Raw genomic sequence first — 24,830 nt, forward strand, 5'->3', positions numbered from 1 at the left:
AGCCTCACATCTTGCGTCAACGCCAACTTCAAACTGTCCTTTTGGACGGTATGCTAAGAGTTGGTCGAAGCTCGGGCTGCAGATGAAACCGGGTTCGAAGGACTCTGATTTCTTCGTGGGCGCGCGACAGCCGATCCGATTGCCCTGATCTTTCGTAGAACCATGCTATGCAACGCCGTGTCTTTATCGATGTTGAAGTGAGTGACGTTTGCATTACGAACATAGAAATTCGTCAGCTCGCCGCGGAAGCCGGGTCCGCGACCTATTCTAACGCCTTCATTTTTGTACAGATTTAGAACGCGCCCTACGTTGGCCGATGCCATATGCGACGATGTTCCGTCGAATGGGACGACCAAAGCAACCGGCACGCCCATTTGGCCAAGGTGCTCTGCCATCGACATCACGGCATCTGCACCAAGAGAGTGCCCCACCAGTATGATAGGCCCGCGCTGGCCTGCCCTATATCTTACGATGATTTCGTCGGCGACGCTTCTCCATTGAGTGTGATTTGCGACAGCCGCGACAACGCCAGCCGCTTGCAACTGAGCGGCAAGGTCGTCCATGCCCAAAGAAAAGACGTTCAACAATCCGCGGAATAAATAAACGTGCGCCGCAGAAGAGTGCAGTCGAGCGGGCGAATTTGTCGATCTAAGCGCCACCGCCGTTCCGGGCTTCGCCTGAGCCCCATTGTTCAAAAGCAGACTGCTTGCCAAAAGAATCGTCAAGCCGGCGCAAATCAGCGCCGTGCTGCAACGCAATCTCTCCATTGTCAGAATCCCCGCCACCTCAGATCGAGACGCATTAAATCAGACTTACGAATCGTGACAATCCTGAACGGCTTCGAAAAACGCGTTGAGGCGCGCAATTGGCTCGCTGTCGCGGATTTGCCACACGAAGAAAGCGATCGTGCCGCGACCGTCAGGACCCTCTACTGTCAGTGACTCCGGCGCCCTGCGCTTTTTTGCTCAAAGCCAAACTCAACGAGTGCCACCCCGCGGACGAAGTGGTAATTTTACAAGCCGAGATCCGCATCATCCATGTCAGGTTCGCCAAGGGCTGCGGTCAACGAGGAGTAGCGCCAAAGTGTCCATGCATTTCCGTCTTACAGAATGAGCGCCGATCAATATCTTTACAGAATTCGAGCTGCTGGATGATTCGACGACGGCACGTCTTTCACATTGGTGGTTACGATCCAATCACCCCCGAAGAGCAGGTCGAGCGCTTGCGGCGCTCGCTCTCGAGCTTCCAAAAGATTTGGGGCGCTTCTTCACGGCTGTCGGAGATATCGAACACGTCTGCAATTAGTGCTTCATGCAGCCTGGAAGCATGGGGGCCAAACTGGAAAACTCACGTCACCTTCGAAATACTCCGCTGGGATGATCTCATTCGGTGCGATTCGAAAGCCGGCTTCGTGTCTCGTCTCGTTCAATCCTTGAAAGCGCTATTCGACTTCATCGTGACGGGAACAATATTTAGATATGCGATCGCGAGCTGGAAGTACGCTGTCTTTTTCATCTTTCCATATTGCTGCTTGCTATTGATCGCATTTTGCAGCCTCGGGCTGTCATATCTGGTGATCAGGCTCATACACGCTACATTTTGGATCGAATTACTGCTTGGACTTTCTTTGTCGCTTGCCATCTTCGTCGGCGCGATGCTCTGGATCGGACCAAAGCGTAGGATAAATCACATTCTCGATGATGCCATTTTCTCCCACCAATTTCTTTACGGGCAGAAGAACAAACTTGACGAGCGGCTCGGCGCTTTTGCGAACCTGATATCAAGAACGGTTCGGGCCGCAGAAGTTGATGAAGTTCTGATTGTGGGCCACTCCCTCGGCGCAGCGCTCACAATTGCGGCGGTCGCGCGCGCGCTGACATCGGATCCTCCGCTCGAAACGTGTGGACCCAAACTATGCGTTCTCACGGTGGGCGCTACCATTCCTAAATTCGCGCTGCATCCGATGGGCGGCCAAATACGGAAAGCGGCGCAACTTGTGGCCGGAACGTCTGCGATAGGCTGGGTCGAATACCAGGCTCGAGATGACGCAATCAGCTTCTATCGCTTCGACCCCGTCACTCTGAAACGTGTCAGTCGAGACCATTCAGGTGGCCACCCAAGGATTCGGCGCGTCCAAATACATTCAATGATAAGTCCAATCCGCTTCAGACGTCATCGATTCGATTTTATGCAGATTCACTATCAGTTTCTAATGGGAAACGATCAACGTTCGGCTTACGACTATTGCATGATTACTTGCGGTCCGCTCGATTTCGACGTTTCGACTTCACCGTGCGGAGCGGTTGGCCTGTTCGACGCGGACGGTTCGGTGATGACGACCAAAGTTGATGATCGGCTGGATCCGTCATGCCGAGAATAGACGCGAGCCAGCGCAGCCGGGCGTCGTGCACGACATCCTCCGCGTCCGCGACCGAGCCCAGCATCCGATAGGCTAGCCGGATCAGGCGCGGACGCAGCTCGGCGAAGATCTCGGCAGCTGACGGTTCAGCTGCATCTGTCACGACGCCACCGGAACGGGCACCGAGGCCGCGTCACGGCCGCGTACAAACTGAAGTGCCGTCTTTGCCACCCGCTGTCCCAGGTGGCGGGCGGTTGCGAGATCGGAATCGGGCGGGGCGGTGTCCGCGCCCTCGTCGGTGTTCGACTGTGCGTCGGCTCCGAGCCAGAATCCCAGCCTGTTCGGATCGGCTTCCGATCCCGATGCGGAGTTGTTCCCCGGGGGCAGATCGAGATTGACCCCAATGCATCCCATGCTGCGCGGCGAACAATGCAAGCTGGATCAATGCTGCTGCCCTTGCAGAAGCCAAGACAAGACAGCGCGTCGAAACGTGACATGCCCTGCGAATTTTCGTCCGGAGGATGTTGCTCCAATTGACCGCCACGCAGGCCGGGAGCGGCGGCCGCCGGCTCCTTTGCATGGGGTTGTTTTCGATATTTTGGTGGGAGCCGCGGCCACCGGGCGCGATCGACACCTGCCGAAGGCTGACCCCGACGATCCCATCCATCGTCACCGGGTGTCGGCACCGGGGTCGAACTTGGAGCGGTCGCGCCGGTAACCTTAATTTTCCCTTTCGATTGTCGATAAAGTTTTATCGATTATCCTCGTGGCCATTGAGCGGTGTGACGAACCGCACGATGAGCGGCAACAGCCGAGTGGCTGGACGATCGCTCTGAAATCGAAGGGCGGGCAGAGCGCAGTGCCAGCCACCTTTCGGGCTGTCCGGCGGCGGCCGGCGGGGCAAATCAATTTTGAAGTGCTTTTGATTGCCAGGTTGCGGCGCATATCGCTCCGCATGAAGCCTTTCAATTGGGATGTTCCAAGATGACGCTCGCGCATGTCTTGATCGCGGCCGGTGGCGGCTTTTTGTTGCTCGCTGGCTTCGTCGCATTTGCCCTTTGGAGAAACGCGCTTCATTCGACGGCGCGGATTTAGCAACAGACCAGATTCAGCTCCGACGGCCTCGCGCTTGGGGACAAGCGAGGCTGGCGGGATGGCCGCACCGCCGCGCGGCCTGACAGCCGAGCACCGCGCCTTACGACCTACCCCAAGGCGACGCGTGCTCGGCTGTTCATTTCCTGATCAATCTTCGCCGTTCGAACATTGATTGCGCAATGGCAATTGCTCCGCGCTCCGCGTCACCTCCACGACGCGAGATCCAGTCTGCGCGTGATCGCGATGGCCTCGAGGAAGGCCTCGTCGTGGCTGACGACCAGCAGCGCGCCGTCATAGGCGCGCAAGCCGGCCTCGACCGCTTCCATGGACTCGATATCCAGGTGATTGGTCGGCTCGTCGAGGATCAGGAAAGGCGGCGGCCTCACGCCGCCCAGCACACAGGCAAGACCGGCGCGAAGCAACTGGCCGCCGGAGAGACTCGCAACGGGCTGCAGCGCGGCATCGGCACGGAACATGAATCGCGCCAGCGCCGAGCGACAGGCATTCTCGCCGGCATCCGGATTGATGCGCCGGAAATTGTCCAGGATGGAGGCCGAGGCATCGAGCAGGCTGACCGCCTGATCGAACATCGCGAATCGGGTCATCACCTCGACGGTGCCGCGCGCCGCGGTCAATTCGCCACTGACGAGCTTGAGCAACGTCGTCTTGCCGGCGCCGTTGGGGCCAGTGATCGCGACGCGCTCCGGACCCGACATGGAGAAGGTGACGTCGCGCAGGGTCGGCGCGTCCGCGCTGTAGCCGACATCGGCCGCGTCGATCCGCAGCACCATCCTGCTCGCCGGCAGATGCGTCGAGGGCAGCTGCACCGCGAACGGTTGCAGCACCTCGATGCGTTGCCGCGCCGCGGTGGCCAGTTCGAGCGCTTGCGTCCGCCGTCGTTCGGCGAGGCGGGCGTTCTCGCCGCCGCTGTCCTCGCTGCGGTCCTTGCGCAGCCCGGCGGCGATGCGCGGCAGATCGCCCTTGGCGCGCTTCCTTGCACCCGCGCCGTCCTTGCGCGCCTTCCGTTCGTTGGCTTCTCTTGTGTTACGGTCGATCTCGGCGACGCGCTTCTCGGCATCGGCTAGATCGCGTCGTGCCGCCGACAGCTCGATGGCCTTGCGTGCGCGATACTGGCTCCAATTGCCGCCGTACCGCCTGGCTTCCAGCGATGTCAGTTCGACGATCGCATCCATCGTCTCCAGCAGTTCGCGGTCGTGGCTGACGATGATGGCGCCTTGCCGCCAGTCGGCGAGCAGGTCGATCACCGCCTTGCGTCCCGCGCGGTCGAGATTGTTGGTCGGCTCATCCAGCAGCAGAAAGTCGGGTTGCGCGAAGGTCAGGGCGGCGAGGCGCGCCCGGGTGGCCTGGCCGCCGGACAGCGCTGCCAGCGGCGCGTCGAGTGCATCGCTCAGTCCGACGCGCTCGAGCGCGGCCGCGATGCGCGTATCGAGCGTCCAGTCGACGTCGGCAATCTCCTCGGAGCTCGCAAGGCCCTGTTCGGCACGACGTAGCGCGGCCAATGCGCGGCGCGCGTCGAACAGGTCGACGACGCGTTCATCCGGCTTTAGCTGAACCGTCTGATGCAGCATCCCGACGCGTCCCTGAACCGAGACCGTGCCGGATTGCGGCGTGCGCACCCTCGCGATGAGGCCGAGCAGCGTCGTCTTGCCGACGCCGTTCCTGCCGACAAGGCCGGTGCGTTCAGGTCCGAAATTCAGATCGACATTGGAAAGGAGAACCCGGCCGTCAGGCGCGGACAGGGTCAGGTGAGAAAGCGCGATCGATGCAGGCATGAATATCCCCGAGGGCAAGGCTGATGGGCGTTGCTGTCAGGGTGAAATCCATGGCCGTCGGCATCCTCGTGGATTGATGATTGGCGTGATGTAGTCGTCTATTGAGCCGGGATCAAGGCGCGAAGCAAGCCGTCACGCGGCCTCGGCGAAGGTCCAGCGGTCTGGATCGGGCGTGTGGCCGATCAAAGCGAGGCCGTAGGCGATCGATTCGAATTGATCCGCCGAAGTCAGCCGTGCCGCGCCGAAGCGCTCGGCGAACAGCCGCTGCACGGCCGGCACGAACGAGGTGCCGCCGGTCAAAAACACCTTCTCGACGTCGCGCGCGGTGATGCTCGACTTGGCCAGCGCCTCGTCCACCGTCGCGCCGAGCCGCTCGATGTCGTCGGCGATCCAGGATTCGAAATCGTCGCGCGTCACGGTGGCGCCGATATCGATGCCTTCGCGGGCGAAGCGGAACTCGACGCGGTCGCGGCTCGACAGCGCGACCTTGGTGTCGGACACGGCGCGATAAAGCGCGAAGCCGAGATCGTGGTCGACGATGGTGATGAAATCGTGCAGCGGCGCCGGATCGAGCGCGGTGCGCGCGAGCTGCTGCAATTCGCGCAAATCGCCATTGCCCCGCATCATCGCGAGCTGATGCCAGCGGGCAAGGCTCGAATAATAGTGATTGGGGATCGGCAGCACTTTGTCGAACGAGCGGTAGCTGGTGCCCTTGCCGAGTCGCGGCGAGACGATGTGGTCGACGATGCGGTAATCGAAGGTGTCGCCGGCGATGCCGATGCCGGCATGGCCCAGCGGTTCGGCGCGCAGCACGCCGCCCTTGCGCGAGAACCGCATCACGGAGAAGTCGCTGGTGCCGCCGCCGAAATCGGCGACCAGCACGGTGGCATCGTGGTCCAGTGTGCGCGCGAAGGAGAACGCCGCGCCGACCGGCTCGTAGACATAGCGCGCATGGCCGGCGCCGAGCCGCTCGAATGCGGCGCGGTAGCGCTGCATCGCGAGCTCGTCATTGGGATTGCCGCCGGCAAATTTCACCGGACGGCCGACCATGATGGTCGGCGCGCCGAGATCGAATCCTTCGCCGGCATGGCGCGTCAGCGTGCGCAGGAACGCCGCGAGCAGGTCCTCGAACTTGTAGCGTTGCCGGAAGATCTGGGTGGTGTTGAAGGCCGAGCTTGCCGCGAACGTCTTGAACGACTGGATGAAGCGATGGATCGTGCGTCCCTCGAGGAACTGCTCGATCGCCCACGGGCCGCCCTCGGCGCGCGGATGCAGGCCCGCGCCCGGCCGCTCCTCCCAGAAGCACAGCGCAGACACATAGACGCTATGCGTGCGGCCGCCGTGGTCGAAGCGAACAGCCTCGACGCGGCCATCGCCGTCGGACAGCGCGACCACGGTGTTGCTGGTCCCAAAATCGACGCCAATCGAGACGGCGGGCGGGGCGCTCGACATGTCATGCTCGGATTGTCTGTGAAAGGGGGCGGACCTTTAGCGGCTTTGGCCGGATTTGCCAACCCGTCTGGACGCTATCCAGCTGGGCCAGTTCCACCTCCCCGGAAGGGGAGGTCGCTTTGCTCGCCAGAGCAAAGCGGGTGGGGATCCGCGCCCTCCGCAGAGAGCATTGCCTGCGGCTACCCCCATCCCGACCTTCCCCCTTTCAGGGGGAAGGAAGATGACGGCCTCAATGACGCGGCTCAATCCTTCAACGCGTAGGCGATGACGTAGTCGCCGCGTTTGGTGCCGAACGAGCCGTGGCCGCCGGCCGCGGTGACGACGTATTGCTTGCCGCCAGCCTCGTAGCTCATCGGCGTCGATTGGGCGCCGGCCGGCAGGCGATCCTCCCAGAGCACCTTGCCGTTGCGCACATCGTAGGCCCGGATCGTGTACTCATAGGTCCCGGTGTAGAACGCAACGCCGCCGGCGGTGGTGATCGGCCCGCCCAGCATCGGCACGCCCATCTTGAATGGAAGCGGCAGCGGCGTGGTGTCCCGGATCGTGCCGTTGGGATGCTGCCAGACGATCTTCATCGTCTTCAGGTCGATCGCGGCCATCGAGCCCCATGGCGGCCGGTAGCACGGCACGGAGAGCGGCGAGAGGAAGCTCGAGATACCGACGCCGAACGGCGTGCCGTACATCGGCTGCACCCCGACCTCGCTGCCGACCGGTTTCTCGGCCGTCGGCGCCGGAGGATTGAGCGGACCGCGCGGAATGAGCGTGGAGGCGAACGGCAACGACATCGGATTGGCGATGGCGATCTGCCTGACAGGATCGACCGCGATGCCGCCCCATTCGAACATGCCGAGATTGCCCGGGAAGACCAGCGTGCCCTGCAACGAGGGCGGCGTGAAGGTGCCTTCGTAGCGCAAGCGGTGGAACATGATCCGGCACAGCAACTGGTCGAAGATCGTGCCGCCCCACATGTCGGCGCCGGTCAGCTTCGCCTCCGGGCGGAAGGTCAGTTCGGAAAACGGCTGCGTCGCTGCGGAGCGGTCGCCGGGCGCGGGCCCTTGCGGCACCGCGCGTTCCTGCGCCGGCACGATCAGCTCGCCGGTCCTGCGGTCGAGCACGAAGATGTTGCCCACCTTGGTCGGCTGGATCAGCGCGGGAACGACGCCCTTGGCCGTCGTCACATCGACCAGGCTCGGTTGCGAGGGAACGTCCATGTCCCAGAGATCATGATGCACGGTCTGGTACGACCAGGCGCGCTTGCCGGTGTCGACGTCAAGCGCGACGATGGCGCTGGAATAGCGCTCGACCAGCGCATCGCGATTGCCGCCCCAGATGTCAGGTCCGTTGTTGCCGGTCGGGATGTAGACCAGATTCAATTTCGGATCGAACGAGGCGGTGATCCAGGAATTCGGTGACCCGTTGGTGTAATGACGCGTCGGCGACGGCAATGCGTTCTCGTCCGCCGCGCCGGAATCCCAGGCCCAGACCAGCCTGCCGGTATAGACATCGAAGCCGCGGATCACGCCCGACGGCACCTCGACCGCATAATTGTCGATCACCGCGGCGGCCACGACCAGGATCTTGTCGCTGACGACCGGCGGCGACGTCGGCTCGAAGAAGCCGGCGGTCTTGATCCCCATGCCTTGCTGCAGGTCGAGGATGCCGTGATCGGCGAAGCCATCGCAGAGCTTGCCGCTGTCGGCATCGAGCGCGATCATGCGGCCGTCATTGACGGGCAGGAAGATCCGCCGTGGGCATTCGGCCGGCGCCGGATTGCCGCCAGAGTCGACGGCGCCCTGCGCGGTTTCGTGATAGGAGACGCCGCGGCAAGTCATGTGCTGGAACGTCTTGTTGTGCACGAGCTTGGGGTCGTAGCGCCAGCGCTCCGTGCCGGTCTTGGCGTCGAGCGCGAACAGCACCTGGTGCTGCGAGCAGAGATAGAGCGTATCGCGCACCTTGATCGGGGTGACCTCGAAGGTGGTCTCCCCGGAATCCTCTGGTGTCTTCACGTCGCCGGTGCGGAAGGTCCAGGCGACCTTGAGGTTGCCGACATTGTCAGGCGTGATCTGCTTCAGCGGCGAATAGCGCTGTCCGAACTGCGTACGTCCATAGGCGCGCCAGTCGCCGTCCGGCTGCGGGTCGGCTTCGCTTTGCGGCACGGCAGAGCCGGACTCGGCAATCGTGCCGTTGATGTCGTGATAGCTGGACAGCAGCCCGGCGATGAGCACCGCCGCAGCAGCGACGACGCCGATCCAGAGTGGCGCCATCGCGCGCATGTAAGGCACCGGCCCGCTTCGTGTCAGGGCACGAACGATCACCGGCGTAAGCAGCCAAAGCGCCATGGGGAAGATGATGTCGCCACGCGCCGCGAGCGGCCACCAGTCGAACCGCACCTCATAGACGGCCCACGCCAGCGTGCCGAGCAGCACGATCGCAAACAGCCAGAGCGCCTGATGGCGCCGCGCCAGCAACAGCGCAGCCGTGGCGAGAATGCCGACGCCGAGGACAATGTAGAAGGGCGATCCACCTAGTGCGGCGAGCCAAATGCCCCCGCCCGCGAGGACCAGGCCGATCAGGGCGTAGACGATAGCCGTGATGAAGACTGCCCTGGATCGCTGCATGGTCGCTCCGGTGCGGGGGAGGGACCGGGCTTGTCCCGCACAAGCGCGACAGACCGCGTCCGCCATCGCGGACTGTCGTTCAGCCAACCGCAACTTGCAACCTGGAACTGCGATGTTGATGTGCCACAAGCGCGTAAGGTTGCTATGCAAAACCCGCCGAAGCAAATCATTCAAAATGCGCGCATCTTCAACGGGGAGCAGTGGAGCTGCGGGGCTGACGCAAAGGTGAGAGATCTTCAGCGAATTTTGAATCGACGCGCTCTTCCAGTCCTGTGCAGGCGCTGCTCTATTCCGTTCCGCGGATCGCACCGCGGATGGTTGGCGCGCAGGAGAAGCAACAATGACACTGAACCCCACTGCCGAGAATTATCGTGTCGCGGTCGCCGCCTACGAGGCGGGCCGGCCGAGCTACCCTGCGGAGATCGTCGCCGCGCTGCCGCTTGCGGCCGCGCGCTGTGCCGTCGACCTCGGTGCCGGAACCGGCAAATTCACCCGCCTGCTGCTGCAGCATTTGCCCGCGGCTGCGCGCCTGATCGCGGTCGAGCCCGTCGCCGAGATGTCGGCCAGGCTGGCCAGGGAAGCCGGGGTGGAGGTCATCAACACGCGCGCCGATGCGATCAATCTTGATACCGGCAGCGTCGACCTCGTCACCTGCGCCCAGGCGTTCCACTGGTTCGACAACGAGGCGTCGGTGGCCGAGATCGCGCGACTGCTGCATCCCGGCGGGACGCTTGCGCTGGTTTGGAACAACCGGGATGACCGCACGCCGTGGGTCGACGCGTTGTCCGTCATGATCGAGGGCTATGCGGGCGACACGCCCCGGCAACGGACCGGACGCTGGCGCTGGATCCTGAAGGACCCGCGCTTCGTGCTTGAGAGGGAAATCGTGCAGGACCATCCGCACCGGATGAAGCGACAGGACGTCTTCGAGCGCATCGCATCGACGAGCTATGTCGCCAATTTGCCCGATGCGGAGAAGGCGATCCTGCGCGACAAGACCGACAATATCCTGCGCGAAGCCGGTCTCGGCGACGCCGACGAAGTGGTGTTTCCCTATGTCACGCAGCTCTTCTTGCTGAAGCGGGCATAGACGCGCTATTGCGCGGCACGTCCTTGCTTGACCGCCTGCTTCAGGCGCGGCAGCGTCATGCGCCAGTAGAAGGCAACGTGTTTGGCGCCTGAGTCAGGCCCGATTTTCCAGCCGCTTCCGCGGCGGATCGGCGAAGGCGGCACCTGCTGGGTGACGGTCAGCACCGTTTCGCCGCCGTCAGGCACGAGCGTCATCGTGATCGTCGCATAGGATTGCGGAACATCCGGCAGGCCGGAGACCTGCGACCAATAGGAGTATTCGAGCCGCATCGGCGGCTCGACATGGAGGACGCGGCCCTCGTCGCGATAGCGCTTTGTGCCGATCTCCGCCTCGATCTCGATCGGCGCGCCGATCCGCCAATCGGTCCTGAAATGCGCGTTGCGCCATCTCTCGCCCGCTTTGGAGTCCATGATCGCGTCCCACACCTGCCTTGGCTCGGCAGCGATGCGGATCGTTTCGGTGACGGACTGAAAGGCCGGAGGCTCGTGCGTCATCGAATGCTCACTTGTCGCCCACGACCTTCCATTTTCCATCGGCTCCGCGCCGCAGCGAGGGATCGCCGATGCGGATGTGTTGCGCAAGAAAATCGATGAAAGCGCGGACCCGTGCCGGCAGCGGGCCGGCATGGCCGACATAGACCGCGTGGATGTCCTCGCGGTCGCCGGGATTGAGATTTTGCAGCACCGGCACCAGGCGCCCGGCCTCGATATCGGGGCCGATGTGAAACAGCGCCAATCGTCCGAGCCCGATACCGCCGAGCGTGAGCTGGCGCGCGGCTTCGCCGTCGCTGACGCGGGCAACCGGCGGCGGCAGCGCTTCTTCGATCCGTTCAGCGCGGCGAAACGGCCAGCCGCGGATGCTGCGTGGAAAGGTCCAGCCGATGCCGCGATGGTCGGCGAGGTCGGCCGGCGTCTTCGGCGTGCCGAAGCGGGCGAGGTAGGACGGCGCGGCGGCCACCACCATGCGGCTGGTGCCGAGCTTGCGTGCGATCAGCCGCGAGGCGCCGAGCGGGCCGACCCGGATCGCGACATCAGCGCGCGCCTGCATCAGATCGACCAGCGTGTCGGTCAGCACGATGTCGAGCGTGATATCGGGATGTTCGCGCATGAAGCGCGGCAGCAGCGGCATCACATGCAGCATGCCGAACGGGATGTTGCTGTTCACGGTGAGATGGCCGCGCGGCACGCATGAGGCGGCCTCGCGTTCGGCCTCGTCGATATCGGCGAGGATGCGCTGGGCGCGCTGATAGAAGGCCTGGCCTTCCTCGGTGAGCTGCAGCTTGCGCGTGGTGCGGTTGACCAGCCGCGTGCCGAGCCGGGTCTCGAGCCGCGAGACCAGCTTGCTGACGCCGGACGGTGTCTGGCGCAAGCTGTTCGCGGCAGCCGTGAAGCCGCCGAGATCGACGACGCGGACGAATACGTCCATCTCGCCGGAGCGGTTGGTGTCTGTGCGGGCCATCTTGAATTCAAGTCACAAATGATTGGATTGCGGTCATTCTAATCCTTCCCCGCCCGGACCGCTATCTCGCTTTGCGGAATCCTTTTTGTCCGGAGCGACACATGCCTGCTGCAGTCCTTGCCTTGACCGCCGGTGCCTTTGGTATCGGCACCACCGAATTCCTCATCATGGGACTGCTGCTGCAAGTCGCCGCCGACATGCAGGTATCCGTATCCGCGGCTGGCCTGCTGATCTCCGGCTATGCGCTCGGCGTATTCGTCGGCGCGCCGATCCTGACGCTGGCAACACGGCGGATGCCGCGCAAGGCGGTTTTGCTGGCGCTGATGGCGATCTTCACGCTCGGCAACGCAGCGTGTGCGCTGGCGCCGAGCTACGGGCTCTTGATGGCGGCACGCATTCTCACCTCGCTGGCGCACGGCACCTTCTTCGGCGTCGGCTCCGTGGTGGCGACAAGCCTCGTCCCGGAAGACAAGCGCGCGTCGGCGATCGCCACGATGTTCATCGGGCTCACGGTTGCGACCCTGCTCGGCGTGCCCTTCGGCGCCTGGTTCGGGCTGATGCTCGGCTGGCGCGCGGCGTTCTGGGCGGTGGCCGCGATCGGCGTGATTGCGTTCATCGTGCTGGCGGTGCTGGTCCCCGGCCATGTCGGCGCCAACGACAAGCCCGCGCCGCTGCGCGAGGAGCTCGCCGTGCTCGGCCGCCCGCAGGTCCTGCTCGGACTTGCGATGACGGTGTTCGGCTTCGGCGGGCTGTTCGCGGTCTTCACCTATGTGCAGCCGATCCTGACGCGGCTCACCGGATTCTCCGACGCCGCGGTGTCGCCGATCCTGCTGGTGTTCGGTGCCGGCCTTGCGATCGGCAACGTCGCCGGCGGACGGCTCGCCGACAAGGGACTTGCGCGGGCGCTGCTGGTGTCGCTCGGCGGCCTCGCCGCCGTGCTCGTCGCGCTGACGGCGGTCGTCTCGATCAAGGCATTGGCGGTCGTGCTGCTGTTCATTCTCGGCATCGCCGCGTTCGCGACCGTCGCGCCGCTGCAGCTCCGCGTGCTCGAAGCCGCCGGCGTCGAAGGGCGGACGCTGGCCTCCAGCCTGAACATCGCGGCGTTCAATCTCGGCAACGCGCTCGGCGCCTGGGCCGGCGGCGTCACCATCGATCGCGGCCTCGGCCTCGGCGCGCTGCCGCTGGTGGCCGCCGTCATCACTGCAATCGGCCTGCTGCTCGCGCTGTGGAGCCTGCGCCTCGATCGGCCGATCGCGCTCGCCGCGCAGTGCCCGGCGGAATGAATCGGATCAAGGGAGCATGACCATGGAATACCGCAATCTCGGTGCATCCGGCCTGAAGGTCCCCGTGCTTAGCTTCGGCACCGGCACCTTCGGTGGCCAGGGGCCGCTGTTCTCGGCCTGGGGCCGCAGCGACGCCAGCGAGGCGCGCCGGTTGATCGACATCTGCCTCGAGGCCGGCGTCAATTTGTTCGACACCGCCGATGTCTATTCAAACGGCGCGTCGGAGGAGATCCTCGGCGCCGCGATCAAGGGCCGCCGCGACAAGGTGTTGATCTCGACCAAGACCGGCCTGCCGATGGGCGACGGCCCGCTCGATGCCGGTACGTCGCGATATCGCCTGGTCGCCGTGGTCGACGCCGCGCTGCGCCGGCTCAACACCGACTATATCGACCTGCTGCAGCTTCATGCTTTCGATGCCTTCACGCCGGTCGATGAGGTGCTGTCGACGCTCGACGCGCTGGTGCGCGCCGGCAAGCTGCGCTATGTCGGCGCCTCGAATTTCTCCGGCTGGCATCTGATGAAATCGCTCGGTGTCGCCGAGCGGCACGGCTGGCCGCGCTACGTGGCGCACCAGGTCTATTATTCGCTGGTCGGCCGCGACTATGAATCCGAGCTGATGCCGCTCGCGCTCGACCAGGGCGTCGGCGCGCTGGTCTGGAGCCCGCTCGGCTGGGGCCGCCTCACCGGCAAGATCAGGCGCGGGCAGCCATTGCCGACCAACAGCCGCCTGCACGAGACCGCGCAGTTCGGGCCGCCGGTCGACGACCAGAAGCTTTACGCGATCGTCGACGCGCTGGACGCGGTCGCCACGGAGACCGGCCGCAGCGTGCCGCAGATCGCGATTGCCTGGCTGTTGGCGCGGCCGAGCGTGTTGTCCGTAATCATTGGCGCCCGCGATGAGGCGCAGTTGCGCGACAATCTCGGCGCGGTCGGATGGTCGCTCTCGCCGGACCAGATCGCGCGTCTCGACCGCGCGAGCGCAGTGATGCCGGCCTATCCCTACTATCCCTACCGAATCCAGGAAGGCTTCGCGCGCCTCAATCCGCCGCCGGTGTGAGTCCGTCGCAGACTCGGTCTCATGCCTGGACGGTGTGCTCGCAGACCTGCCGGCGGTATTCCGCCGGCGTCACGTTCATGTGCTGCCGGAACACGCGATTGAGGTGGCTTTGATCGGCGAAGCCGGCGAGCAGCGCGATCTCCTTCAGCGCGACGCGGTCCTTGCGCAGATGCTGGCACGCATGCTCCACCTTGCGCCGCAGGACATAGGCATGCGGCCGCATGCCGTAATGCACGCGGAATTTGCGGGCGAACTGGACCGGCGTGCAATTGCAGATGTTCGCGAGCTCCTCCAGCGTGATGTTCCGGAAGATGTTCTGCTCGATATAGTCCTCGATCAGCCGGGCATGCGCCGGGCGAAAGGGTCCTTGCGCACAGGGCATCTTGAACTCGATCGCCGCATATTTCCGCAGGATATGCACGCTCGCCTGCAGCGCCAGTGCATCATAGCAGAGCCGTCCACCGGGACCGCCCGCGGCGACTTCCTGGACCATTTGATCGTTGATCCAGGTCAGCATTGGGTCTTCGACCTTGAGCAGGTCGTGAATCTCGATCGTTTCGGCGTCGCGGTCGAAGGCATCGCTCGCGGTCTTCGTCATGAGGGCAGGAGAGATGTAGAAATGGCTGACCTCAATGTCGTTGTTCCAATGCCAGCTTGACGGCTCTGCGCGCGTCATGAGCGACGTGACGCCGCGACCGACTTGATCCTGCTTCCACGCGCCGGTGACGCGGCGGTTCATCGACGTGACGCCGTCGCGATAGAGCACCAGGAGGAAGTTTGCCGACGGCGGGACCCAGATATCCGACGGCGCATAGCGGAAAATTCGCAGCCGGAAATCGCTTCTCCCGACTGACAAACTATCCAGCTTCATCTCGCCGGGAGCGTAGCGCGGCAGCTCCTCGACCGTGATCAACTGGCCCATCGCGTGAGCCTCCTCCCTGGGATTGGTGGCGCGGTTGACCGCTTGTTCTTGGCCGGACGGCTGAGCGCAGAATAGGCCGCTTTCGCCATTTGCCAAGCCGACCAACGGCCGGTGCTCGATTGCGCGGTCGCGTTCCAGAGATTGTCGGTTTCATCCAAGCCGCGCGGCCGAACGGCCCGTAGCCTGCTCTGCGTTTCGGCGACAACGCGAACGGCCGAGACCCAAATTGACGCAACGCACCATCATCCGGCGACACCGCGGGTGGGAAGGTGCGTGCGAGAAGCCAGACACAGGAGGAAACCATGACCGAGACCGTCACAAGGTCGAAAGGAAGCAATGGTGCGCATGCAACGACCAAGCTCGACGCCGTGGTCGTCGGCGCCGGCGTCGCCGGTCTCTATCAATTGTTCCGCCTGCGTGAGCAGGGACTGAGCGTGAAGGCGATCGATGCCGGGTCTGGCGTCGGCGGCACCTGGTATTGGAACCGCTATCCCGGGGCACGCTTCGATTCCGAAGGCCACACCTATCAGTACCTGTTCTCCGAGGAGCTCTACAAAGGCTGGAGCTGGAGCGAGCGATTCCCGGGCCAGCCGGAAATCGAGCGCTGGCTGAACTACGTCGCCGACCGCCTCGACCTCAGGAAGGACATTCAATTCGGCACCACGGTGAAGAGCGCGCATTTCGATGAGGCGACACAACGCTGGCTGGTCGCGACCGACCAGGGCGACGTGATCGATACCCAGTTCCTCGTCACCTGCTGCGGCATGCTCTCGGCCCCGCACGTGTCCTTCCCGGGACAGGAGACGTTCAAGGGCAAGCTGTTCCACACCGCGCGCTGGCCCAAGGGGCCGATCGAGCTTGCCGGCAAACGCGTCGGCGTGGTCGGCAATGGCGCGACCGGAATCCAGGTGATCCAGTCGATCGCCGGTGAGGTCGGCCACCTCAAGGTGTTCATCCGCACCCCGCAATACATCATCCCGATGAAGAATCCGAAATGGGATGCGTCGGATGCCGAGGCCTACAAGTCTAAGTTCAAGTTCCTCACCGAGCGGCTGCCGAAAACGTTCACCGGCTTCGAATTCGACTTCGAGCACGCCTGGGCCGACCTGACGCCGCAGCAGCGCCGCGAGGTGATCGAGGACTGCTGGAACGACGGATCCCTGAAGCTGTGGGTCTCGTCCTTCGCCGAACTGTTCTTCGACGAAGCCGTCAATGCCGAGATCACCGAATTCGTGCGCGAGAAGATGCGCGAGCGGATCAAGGACCCCAAGCTGTGCGAACAGCTGATTCCTGCCGATTACGGTTTTGGCACGCACCGGGTGCCGCTGGAATCCAATTTCCTCGAGGCCTTCCACCGGCCCAATGTCGAGATCGTCAGCGTCAAGAACAATCCGATCGCCCGCATCACGCCTGCGGGCATCCAGACCGCCGACGGCACGGTGCACGAGTTCGACGTCATCATCCTGGCGACCGGCTTCGACGCCGGAACGGGAGCGCTGACGCGGATCGATATCCGCGGCCGCGACGGGCGATCGCTGAGGGACGATTGGGGCAGGGACATCCGCACCACGATGGGCTTGCAGGTCCATGGCTATCCGAACCTGTTCACAACAGCGGTACCGCTCGCGCCCTCGGCCGCGCTCTGCAACATGACCACCTGCCTGCAGCAGCAGGTGGAGTGGATTGCCGATTGCATCAGATATTTGCGCGGCAAGAACCTGAACGTCATCGAGCCGACCAGGGATACCGAGGATCAGTGGGTGGCGCATCACGATGAGACCGCCAACGCAACGCTGATCGCCAAGACCAACTCCTGGTACCTGGGCTCCAATGTCGAGGGCAAGCCGCGCCGGGTGCTGTCCTATTGCGGCGGTGTCGGCACCTATCGCCAGAAATGCGACGAGGTCGCCGCGAGCGGCTATCGCGGCTTCGCCACGCAGTAGGGCTGACCGCATTTCGACCGCGTAGCCGGATGGAGCGAAGCGTAATCCGGGCTACGCGGGTCAACATCACAAAGCACAGGAGGAAGACAATGAGCACGAATTTCAGTGCAGCCGCCGATGCAATCCTTGACGGCGTCGTGACTTCAAACCCGCGCGTTCCCGGCGTCGTTGCGATGGTGACCGACCGCCATCGCAACATCTATGAAGGTGCCGCCGGCAAGCGCCGCCTCGACCAGCCCGCCGATATGACGGCCGATAGCGTGTTCGCGATCTTCTCGACCACCAAGGCGATCACCGGGACGGCCGTCTTGCAACTCGTCGAGGAAGGCAAGCTCGATCTCGACGCACCCGCCAGGACCTACGCGCCCGACATCGGCAAGCTCCAGGTGATCGAGGGTTTTGACGACAAGGGCGAGCCGCGGCTGCGTCCGCCGAAGCGCGACATCACCACCCGCATGCTGATGGTCCACAGCGCGGGTCTGAGCTACGACTTCATCAATCACACCTATAACCGGCTGGCGCAGGAGAAGGGGCAGCCCAGCGTCATCACGGCGTCCAAGGCTTCGCTGATGACGCCGCTGCTATTCGATCCAGGCGAGCGCTGGGAATACGGCACCAACATGGATTGGTGCGGCCAGATCGTCGAGGCCATCACCGGCAGGCGGCTCGGCGAGGTCTTCAGGACGCGGATCTTCGAGCCGCTCGGGATTGTGGACACGACGTTCGAGCTCACCGACGCGATGCGCCGCAAGCTCGCCGGCATCCACGCCCGCAACGCCGACGGCTCACTCACGCCGATGGATTTCGAGCTGCCGGCCAATCCCGAGATCCACATGGGCGGCCACGGGCTTTACGGCACCATCGGCGACTACATGCGATTCATCCGGATGTGGCTGAACGACGGCGCCGGCGAGCATGGGCGGGTCCTGAAGGCGGAGACCGTGCGGATGGCGGAGAAGAACCATCTCGGCAACAACAAGGTCACCGCGATCACCGGCGTGATCACCTCGCTCGCCAACGACGCCGAGTTCTTCCCCGGTCAGTCGAAATCCTGGGCGCTGAGCTTCATGATCAATGAGGAGCAGGCTCCGACCGGCCGCCCCGCCGGCGCGCTCGGCTGGGCTGGGCTGGCCAATTTGTTCTACTGGATCGATCGGCAGAACGGTTTTGGCGGATACTGGGCGACGCAGATCCTGCCGTTTGGCGATCCGACGTCCTTTATCGGCTACATCAATTTCGAGACCGCGTTCTACGAATCCCTGAGACTGCGCAAGGCGGGATAGGGACAGCCAATCGGAGCGTGCTAAAGGCTAGCTCGCTCCGAGCAGCTCCGTGATCAGCCCCGCCGCCTTGATCCCGGTGCCGCTGATGATGACGACGGTGCGCTCCGCCGACCGGATCGCGCCGCGCGCCTTCAGGACATCGAGCGCGGCGGCGGCCGAGGCCGAGGTCGGCTCGACGAACAGACCGGTCTGCGCCAACCGCTTCAACGCGGCGACGATGCCGTCTTCGGAAATTGCGACGGTGCCGCCGCCGCTCTCCTTCAGCGCCGCGATCATCTGCTTCAGCCGCAGCGGATGCTTGATCGCGGTGCCCTCGGCGATGGTTTTGCGGACCGCGCGATCGACCGGCGTGTCGACGCCGGCGGCGAAGCTGGCATCGACCGGCGAGCAGTTGAGCGGCTGTGCCGCGAACAGGCGCGGCAGGCGCGCGATCTGCCCGGCCGCCAGCAGCTCGTTGAAGCCGATATAGCAGCCGAGCAGGCTGCTGCCGGCGCCGACCGGCATGATGACGTTGTCCGGCGCGGTGAAGCCGAAATCTTCCCAGATCTCATAGGCCAGCGACTTGGTGCCCTGCAGGAAGAACGGTTGCCAGTTGTGGCTGGAGTAGAAGATCTGCTTCGACTGGCGGATCGCCTCTGCCTCGGATTCCTCGCGCGGGCCTTCGATCAGCTGCACCTCGGCACCGAAGGCGTGCATCTGCGCCACCTTCATCGGCGACGTCGTCGCCGGCGCAAGGATCCTGACCCGCATGCCGCCGGCCGCGCCATAGGCCGAGACCGACGCGCCGCCATTGCCGGAAGAGTCCTCCAGCACCGCATCGACGCCGAGCTGGCGCAGGAACGACAGCATCACCGTGGTACCGCGATCCTTGAAGCTTGCGGTCGGATTGAACCATTCGAGCTTGAAATGCGGCCGCAGATCATCCCACGCCTTCTCGACGGCTGGCGTGCAGCCTTCGCCCATCGTGATCGGCCGCCTGATCTCGACCGGCAGCGCCGCGCGGTAGCGCCACAGCGACCGCGTCGTGCGATCGATGTCGTCGCGGGAGATGCCCGGCAGCGGCGTTATCAGGAGCGGCTTGCCTTCGTCGGAGCACCAGCGCGGGATATCCAGCGGATAGAGCTTTCCGTTGAGCGGGTCGATGTAGCTGGGTGAAGGCATGTCGTGAAATCCCAAACGCGAGTGGCATTCAGCGGCCGTTACGCCGCGCCGGCCTGCCTGCTCAGATAACTCTTTGCAAAATCGAGATACCAGTCGAGGCATCCTGGATTGGCCATCGCATCGCGATTGATGATCTTCTCGACGGGGTGGCCGAGCAGCAGCTTCTTGACCGGCAGCTCCTGCTTTTTGCCGGACAGCGTGCGCGGAATTTCCGCCACCACGAAGATGTCGTTGGGCAGGAAGCGGCGCGACAGCCCGGCCTCGACCGCCTTGTTGATCTTCGCCTTCATCGCGGCATCGAGCGCGATACCCTCGCGCAGCACCACGAACAGCGGCATGTAGCTGTCGCGGCCGAGATATTCGAGGTCGACGACCATCGAATCCAGCACCTCCGGCAGCGCCTCGATCGCGGAATAGAGCTCGCTGGTGCCCATCCGCAAGCCATGGCGGTTGATGGTGGCGTCGCTGCGGCCATAGATCACGCAGGAGCCGTCGGGGTTGATCTTGAGCCAGTCGCCATGCCGCCACACCGGGCCGCGGCCACTTCCGTCGAAATTGTCGGGGTAGGTCTCGAAATAGCTGGAAAGGTAGCGCGCATTGCCGGGATCGTTCCAGAAGCGCAGCGGCATCGAGGGCAGCGGCTCGGTGCAGACGAGCTCGCCGACCTCGTCGATCACCGCGCGGCCCTGCTCGTCGAACGCTTCCACCGCGCAGCCGAGCAGGCGGCATTGCATGATGCCCGGCGTCTGCGGCAATTCGCGATTGCCGCCGATGAAGGCGCCGGCGAAGTCGGTGCCGCCGGAAATATTGGCCCACCACATATCGGCCTGCGCGGCGTTGCCGTTCTGCTTCGCAAGCGCGGCGAAGCGCTCGTTGAACCAGGCCTGGGTGTCGGCGCTGAGCGGCGAGCCGGTCGAGCCGAGCGTGCGCAGGCCGGAGAGGTCGCCGACGGCAGCGAGATCGATTTCCGCCTTGGTGCAATTGGCAAAGAACGCCGCCCCTGCGCCGAAGAAGGTGGCCTTGGCGTCGGCGACGAAGCGCCACAGCGTGGTCCAGTCGGGCTTGTCCTTGGTGCCGCCGGGACTGCCGTCGAAAATGCAGCAGGTCGTGCCGTTGAGTAGGCCGTTGGCCTGGCAATTCCACATGATCCAGCCGGTCGAAGAGTACCAGTGGAAGCGTTCGCCGAACGAGTTTGGCTGATAGCTGCAGCCGATGTCGTTGTGCAGGGTCGAGAGCGGCAGCGCCACGACGATGATGCCGCCATGGCTGTGCAGGATCGGTTTCGGCAATCCGGTGGTGCCTGAGGAATAGACGATCCAGAGCGGATGATCGAACGGCAGCCATTCCGGCTCGAAGGCGTCGATCTCCGCACTCCGGCCCGCGAGGATCGCTGACAATCGCGTCTCGGACGGCGCGGCGTCGCTGTGCAGGATGACATGCTGCACGGTCGGCAGCGCGCGCCGCAATTCCTCGATCACACCTTGCCGGTCGTGGCGGCGGCCGGCATAGGTCACGGCGTCGCAGGCGATCAGCACCTTCGGCTCGATCTGCTTGAAGCGATCGATCACCGCGGGTGCCGCCATGTCAGGCGCGCAGACGCTCCAGACCGCGCCCAGGCTCGCGGTCGCGAGGAACGCGATGATCGTCTCGGGAATGTTCGGCAAGTAGGCGGCGACGCGATCGCCGGCGCGCACGCCGTTGGCCTCCAGATGCAGCGCCAGCGCTGCCGATTTGCGCTGCAGCTCGGGCCAGCTCGTCTCCGAGAGCTCGCCGTCCTCGCCGCTCGAGATCAGGGCCGGCAGGCCTGCGGCATGCGCCGGCGCGACGTGGCGGAAGACCTGGCGCGCGTAGTTCACCGAAGCGCCGGGAAACCACACCGCGCCCGGCATCTTGCGCTCGGCCAGCACCGCCGAATGCGGCGTCGGCGAGCGCAGGTCGAAATAATCCCACACGCTCTGCCAGAAGGCGTCGATATCGGTGACCGACCAGCGCCGCATTGCCTCGAAATCCGCAAATTCAAGGCCGAGCGTCTGCTTCAGCCATTGGCGGTAAAGAGCCATTTGCGGGACGTAAGCTGCTGTCATGGGCGGTTTCCGAAAGTCCTTGTGTCGTGGCGGGCGACCGAGGCCCGCCAGCGTGTCTTAACATAGTGATGCGAGCACGGGGAACGCAGTCGAGCAGCAAGCTGCGTCATATTCTTACCGCCGCCGCAGCGTGCTATTCCATCGGGTGCGGCTGATTCCATGCGGCAACTGAATCGAGCGGCCATGTCCGTCGGCGAACTCTTCATTCTCGGCTTTTACGGCAAGGTCGTTCCGCCCTGGCTGAAGGAATTTGCCGCGCAGTTCGGGCTCGGCGGGGTAATCCTGTTCGACTATTCCTGCCAGACCCGGCAGTATGACAACAACATCGCCTCGCCCGCGCAGGTGCAGTCGCTTTGCGCCGAGATCGCGGCGCTGCCGTCGCGGCCGCTGGTCTTCATCGACCAGGAGGGCGGCCTGGTGCGCCGGCTCAAGGACAGCTGCGGTTTTCAGCCGCTGCCGAGCGCGAAGGAGTTCAACCTGCTCGCGCGCGCGGAAAAGCAGACGGTGCTGGCCGCAAGCTACGGCGAGCTGCGCCGGCTCGGCATCCGCTACAATTTCGCGCCTGTCATCGACGTCGACTACAATCCCGACAATCCCAACATCGGCAGGATCAAGCGGTCCTATTCGCCCGATATCGGTGAGGTCGAGGCCAATGCCCGGCTGGTCGACGCTGCGGCGCGGCAGGCGGGAGTAGGCCTCTGCCTGAAGCATTTTCCGGGCATCGGCAGTGCAAGCGTCGATTCGCACCTGGAGTTCATGGACATTTCCGATGCGCTGCGTCCCGAGCAGGAGGAGCTGTTCTACGCGTTGGCGCCGCGCACCTATGGCGATGCGGTGCTGGTCAGCCACGCCATTGTCCGGCAGTGGGACGCGCAGCGTCCGATGACATTGTCATCGGCCGGGCTCGGCCGGCTTCGCCGTCGTCTGCCCGAGACGCTGCTGATCACCGACGACATGCAGATGCAGGGGCTGCAGAAGGCGCTCGGCACAAGCGCGGCCAGCCTGCAGTCGATCGCCGCCGGCATGGACATGATCTGCATCGGCAACAATCTGTTCGACCAGGAGCAGGGGATGGCCGGCATCGCCGCGGCGGTCGCGGGTGCGGTGCAGGATGGATCACTCGATCAGGCCGCGGTGCGGCGATCCATTGCGCGCGTGCAAAAGCGCAAGGCGCTGTTCGCCTGACGGCGTTGAACCAAATTTTGCGTCGGGCGACCACAAGGTGTGGAACCAAATTTCATTGCCGCGATTTAACAATGACGCTCATCGGGGCTGACAACCATGAAGATGCTCAAGCGTCTCTTCCGATTGACCTGGCTACGTCGGGCCGCACGCAAACCAGCCGATTTTCCGCCTGCCTCCATCGATCCTGACGAATTCAGCCGCCTGCTTTGCAGCGGGCGCGCCGAGGATTTGCGGATACTGGCAAAGCGATTGAGCCAGCGCTCGCGGGCTCACGCATAGGCGGTGGATCGGATCCAATCGCCAGCCCGGTCTTCGGCCAAAACCGGCAAGTCCGGCGCGCGGCCGTGACTCCCGGTATCGGTCTCGATGCGACCGGCTACTGCTTTCCTTTTTCATGATTGCCGATCCCGACCGCCTTGTAGTCGTAGGTCGGGTAGAACTCGGTGTGGTAGGCGCCCCAGGCGCTGTTCTCGATGACGCGGTTGACCTCGCGCAGCCGCGATGCCGGCAACCGCAGCGTCACCACCTGGCCGATCCCCATCATCACGTACCAGCTGACGACCTCACCCTCGGGCGGAAACGCCTTGTAGAAGCCCTGCCGCTCAAGCTGGGCATTGAGCTCACCGAGCGGTCGTGACTGATCATGCTTGAAGAAGATGGTGAGCATGACCGCGGTGTCGGGCGTCGGCGTTGCATCGCTGGTCGGCGGGGTCTGGGCCTGCGCGCCTGCGCTAAGCAGCAGTGCCGCGGCGAGCGCCGCAATCGACATCAAGGAAATCCAGGATCCGTTCCGCCCTCGCTTCATGGCCGCGCCCTTATTGCTGATCGAGAGGCGGCGATCATCGCGACGCCTGCCGGGGCTGTAAATTGACATTCGCCTGATCCGGTGCCTGCCCGACGCTTCTCGGTTGATGTGAACCGTCTCATAGGTGCGCGCGCCCGCGTGCGGTATGCCGGGGCCATCCCGATGCCCAGAGGGATGATCGATGACGACCCGGCGAATGGCGTATTGGTGGTTCAGGTTCGTTCTTTCGGGGCGGTTCCTGCAGAAATTCCTTCGGCTCCGGCGCCCCTGAGGCGCCGGGCCGCGAATTCCGGCCTTTTTCAATCCGGAACCAGGGGGGCCGGAAATGGCTGCCCGAACCGTTGAAGGTCGATGCCCGGCGGAGAATCCCGCCGGTGGCAGCCTCGCCCATCCGTCCCGTAAGAATACTGTAATTCGACTCAAATATGCGAGATTCGTTGCCAAATCAGCGGTAACCTGCGCCTGCTTGGCAGGTCGGGGACCGAGGTCACAGTTGCGTCACCCGTAGTTCTACGGAGCCCCATGTTAACGCGGCCACAAGTTCACCTTTGGTAAACCATACTTATGACGCAACATGACAACCGAGCCGAGGCGCGCCTTCCGGCATGGACGGGTGGAACCGCGACGCTCGAGCCGCAGTCGCTTGACACTCAGGGACCCGCAGGGCCGCGGCCGGACGCCGGTGCCGCGATCGTCCGGCAGTTCAATGGGCCGGTGACGGCGCTGCTGCTCTATATGAACGAACTCAAGCAGCACAGTCAGCAATTCGCGCACGCGCCCGGCAACGGCGTCTATCTGCGGCAGGTGATCGAGAACGCGCTCGAGCAGACCGAGCGCGTGTCCGCGATGCTGAAGCAGATTTCCGACCTCTATCCCAATGCCGTCCCGGCCGCAGACCTCAAGCCGCCGGGCGACGACAAGCCGGCAGGCTCCCGGCCGCCGGATGTCGTGTTCGCACCGGAAGCCGGCCGCAAGCCATTGACCAAGCGCGAGCGTGAAGTGCTAAGCCTGATCAGCGACGGCTATTCCAACAAGCAGGGCGCGCTGCGGATGAACATCAGCCCGCGCACGTTCGAGAGCCATCGCGCCGAGGCGATGCGCAAGCTCGGGGCGCGCAACACCGCCGACCTCGTCCGCAAGGCCTTGCTGCATTCGGCATAGAGCGTTTTCAAGCGAAGTGGTTCGCGCAAAGAAGACGCGTCAAAACTGAAAACCAGAGCCCCGTTCCGATTCCATCGGAAT

19 protein-coding genes and 1 pseudogene are annotated in these 24,830 nt (G+C 64.0%); 8 read left to right on the top strand and 12 right to left on the bottom strand.

Going from position 1 to position 24,830, the window contains the following annotated elements; all coding sequences use genetic code 11:
* Positions 1–53: 53 nt before the first annotated feature.
* Positions 54–767, bottom strand: a complete 714-nt coding sequence (locus tag J2R80_RS07870) for a thioesterase domain-containing protein (protein ID WP_141342041.1) — start codon at positions 765–767, stop codon at positions 54–56.
* 383 nt (positions 768–1,150) lie between these two features.
* Between J2R80_RS07870 and J2R80_RS07875 the strand changes: the two genes are divergently transcribed.
* Positions 1,151–2,380: a hypothetical protein gene (locus J2R80_RS07875; protein ID WP_057020899.1), complete on the top strand. Its 1,230-nt coding sequence runs from the start codon at positions 1,151–1,153 to the stop codon at positions 2,378–2,380.
* Here the strand turns inward: J2R80_RS07875 and J2R80_RS07880 are convergent.
* The 5 genes and pseudogenes from J2R80_RS07880 to J2R80_RS07905 all read right to left on the bottom strand — a co-directional run.
* Positions 2,381–2,522 (bottom strand): annotated as a pseudogene (locus J2R80_RS07880) (sigma factor); the annotation flags it as partial.
* Positions 2,523–3,079: 557 nt separating this feature from the next.
* Positions 3,080–3,436, bottom strand: a complete 357-nt coding sequence (locus J2R80_RS07890) for a hypothetical protein (RefSeq protein WP_156436570.1) — start codon at positions 3,434–3,436, stop codon at positions 3,080–3,082.
* Positions 3,437–3,657: 221 nt separating this feature from the next.
* Positions 3,658–5,247, bottom strand: coding sequence for an ABC-F family ATP-binding cassette domain-containing protein (locus tag J2R80_RS07895; RefSeq protein ID WP_057020898.1), 1,590 nt, complete (start codon positions 5,245–5,247; stop codon positions 3,658–3,660).
* 132 nt (positions 5,248–5,379) lie between these two features.
* Positions 5,380–6,699, bottom strand: coding sequence for an Hsp70 family protein (locus J2R80_RS07900; protein WP_253638325.1), 1,320 nt, complete (start codon positions 6,697–6,699; stop codon positions 5,380–5,382).
* A gap of 242 nt (positions 6,700–6,941) precedes the next feature.
* Positions 6,942–9,317 carry a glucose/quinate/shikimate family membrane-bound PQQ-dependent dehydrogenase gene (locus J2R80_RS07905; RefSeq protein WP_253638326.1) on the bottom strand — a complete coding sequence of 792 codons (2,376 nt, stop codon included), beginning with the start codon at positions 9,315–9,317 and terminating at the stop codon, positions 6,942–6,944.
* A 340-nt stretch (positions 9,318–9,657) separates the two neighbouring features.
* Between J2R80_RS07905 and J2R80_RS07910 the strand changes: the two genes are divergently transcribed.
* A complete protein-coding gene (locus J2R80_RS07910) occupies positions 9,658–10,407 on the top strand; it encodes a class I SAM-dependent methyltransferase (protein ID WP_253638327.1) in 750 nt (249 codons plus the stop codon).
* Between the two features lie 5 nt (positions 10,408–10,412).
* Here the strand turns inward: J2R80_RS07910 and J2R80_RS07915 are convergent, their stop codons facing one another.
* On the bottom strand, positions 10,413–10,901 hold the full coding sequence (locus J2R80_RS07915; protein WP_253638328.1) for an SRPBCC domain-containing protein: 489 nt from the start codon (positions 10,899–10,901) through the stop codon (positions 10,413–10,415).
* 7 nt (positions 10,902–10,908) lie between these two features.
* Positions 10,909–11,865, bottom strand: a complete 957-nt coding sequence (locus tag J2R80_RS07920; protein WP_076834588.1) for a LysR family transcriptional regulator — start codon at positions 11,863–11,865, stop codon at positions 10,909–10,911.
* 101 nt (positions 11,866–11,966) lie between these two features.
* On the opposite strand from J2R80_RS07920, the gene J2R80_RS07925 reads away from it, so the two are divergent.
* Positions 11,967–13,148: an MFS transporter gene (locus J2R80_RS07925; RefSeq protein WP_028343803.1), complete on the top strand. Its 1,182-nt coding sequence runs from the start codon at positions 11,967–11,969 to the stop codon at positions 13,146–13,148.
* A gap of 22 nt (positions 13,149–13,170) precedes the next feature.
* Entirely contained in the window at positions 13,171–14,205 is a 1,035-nt protein-coding gene (locus J2R80_RS07930) for an aldo/keto reductase (RefSeq protein ID WP_253638329.1), read from the top strand.
* Between the two features lie 19 nt (positions 14,206–14,224).
* Here J2R80_RS07930 and J2R80_RS07935 read toward each other — a convergent pair whose 3' ends face one another.
* Positions 14,225–15,127, bottom strand: coding sequence for an AraC family transcriptional regulator (locus J2R80_RS07935; RefSeq protein ID WP_076834585.1), 903 nt, complete (start codon positions 15,125–15,127; stop codon positions 14,225–14,227).
* Between the two features lie 302 nt (positions 15,128–15,429).
* Between J2R80_RS07935 and J2R80_RS07940 the strand changes: the two genes are divergently transcribed.
* Together J2R80_RS07940 and J2R80_RS07945 are read left to right on the top strand one after the other, a co-directional pair.
* On the top strand, positions 15,430–17,070 hold the full coding sequence (locus tag J2R80_RS07940; protein WP_253638330.1) for an NAD(P)/FAD-dependent oxidoreductase: 1,641 nt from the start codon (positions 15,430–15,432) through the stop codon (positions 17,068–17,070).
* Positions 17,071–17,159: 89 nt separating this feature from the next.
* Positions 17,160–18,353 carry a serine hydrolase gene (locus J2R80_RS07945; protein ID WP_253588539.1) on the top strand — a complete coding sequence of 398 codons (1,194 nt, stop codon included), beginning with the start codon at positions 17,160–17,162 and terminating at the stop codon, positions 18,351–18,353.
* 27 nt (positions 18,354–18,380) lie between these two features.
* Here the strand turns inward: J2R80_RS07945 and J2R80_RS07950 are convergent, their stop codons facing one another.
* Positions 18,381–19,514 (bottom strand): threonine synthase, encoded by a 1,134-nt coding sequence (locus J2R80_RS07950; RefSeq protein ID WP_253638331.1) that lies wholly within the window; start codon positions 19,512–19,514, stop codon positions 18,381–18,383.
* A 38-nt stretch (positions 19,515–19,552) separates the two neighbouring features.
* On the bottom strand, positions 19,553–21,649 hold the full coding sequence (locus J2R80_RS07955; RefSeq protein ID WP_256527947.1) for an acetoacetate--CoA ligase: 2,097 nt from the start codon (positions 21,647–21,649) through the stop codon (positions 19,553–19,555).
* A gap of 132 nt (positions 21,650–21,781) precedes the next feature.
* On the opposite strand from J2R80_RS07955, the gene J2R80_RS07960 reads away from it, so the two are divergent.
* Positions 21,782–22,783, top strand: coding sequence for a glycoside hydrolase family 3 N-terminal domain-containing protein (locus J2R80_RS07960; protein ID WP_253638333.1), 1,002 nt, complete (start codon positions 21,782–21,784; stop codon positions 22,781–22,783).
* Between the two features lie 376 nt (positions 22,784–23,159).
* Here J2R80_RS07960 and J2R80_RS07965 read toward each other — a convergent pair whose 3' ends face one another.
* The gene (locus J2R80_RS07965; protein WP_375162563.1) at positions 23,160–23,552 is read right to left on the bottom strand and encodes a hypothetical protein; all 393 of its coding nucleotides are present in this window, start codon (positions 23,550–23,552) and stop codon (positions 23,160–23,162) included.
* Between the two features lie 600 nt (positions 23,553–24,152).
* Between J2R80_RS07965 and J2R80_RS07970 the strand changes: the two genes are divergently transcribed.
* On the top strand, positions 24,153–24,749 hold the full coding sequence (locus J2R80_RS07970) for a helix-turn-helix transcriptional regulator (RefSeq protein ID WP_253638334.1): 597 nt from the start codon (positions 24,153–24,155) through the stop codon (positions 24,747–24,749).
* Positions 24,750–24,830 lie beyond the last annotated feature (81 nt).

This window comes from Bradyrhizobium sp. USDA 4541, from assembly GCF_024171085.1.
In the GTDB taxonomy this organism is placed as follows: domain Bacteria; phylum Pseudomonadota; class Alphaproteobacteria; order Rhizobiales; family Xanthobacteraceae; genus Bradyrhizobium; species Bradyrhizobium australafricanum.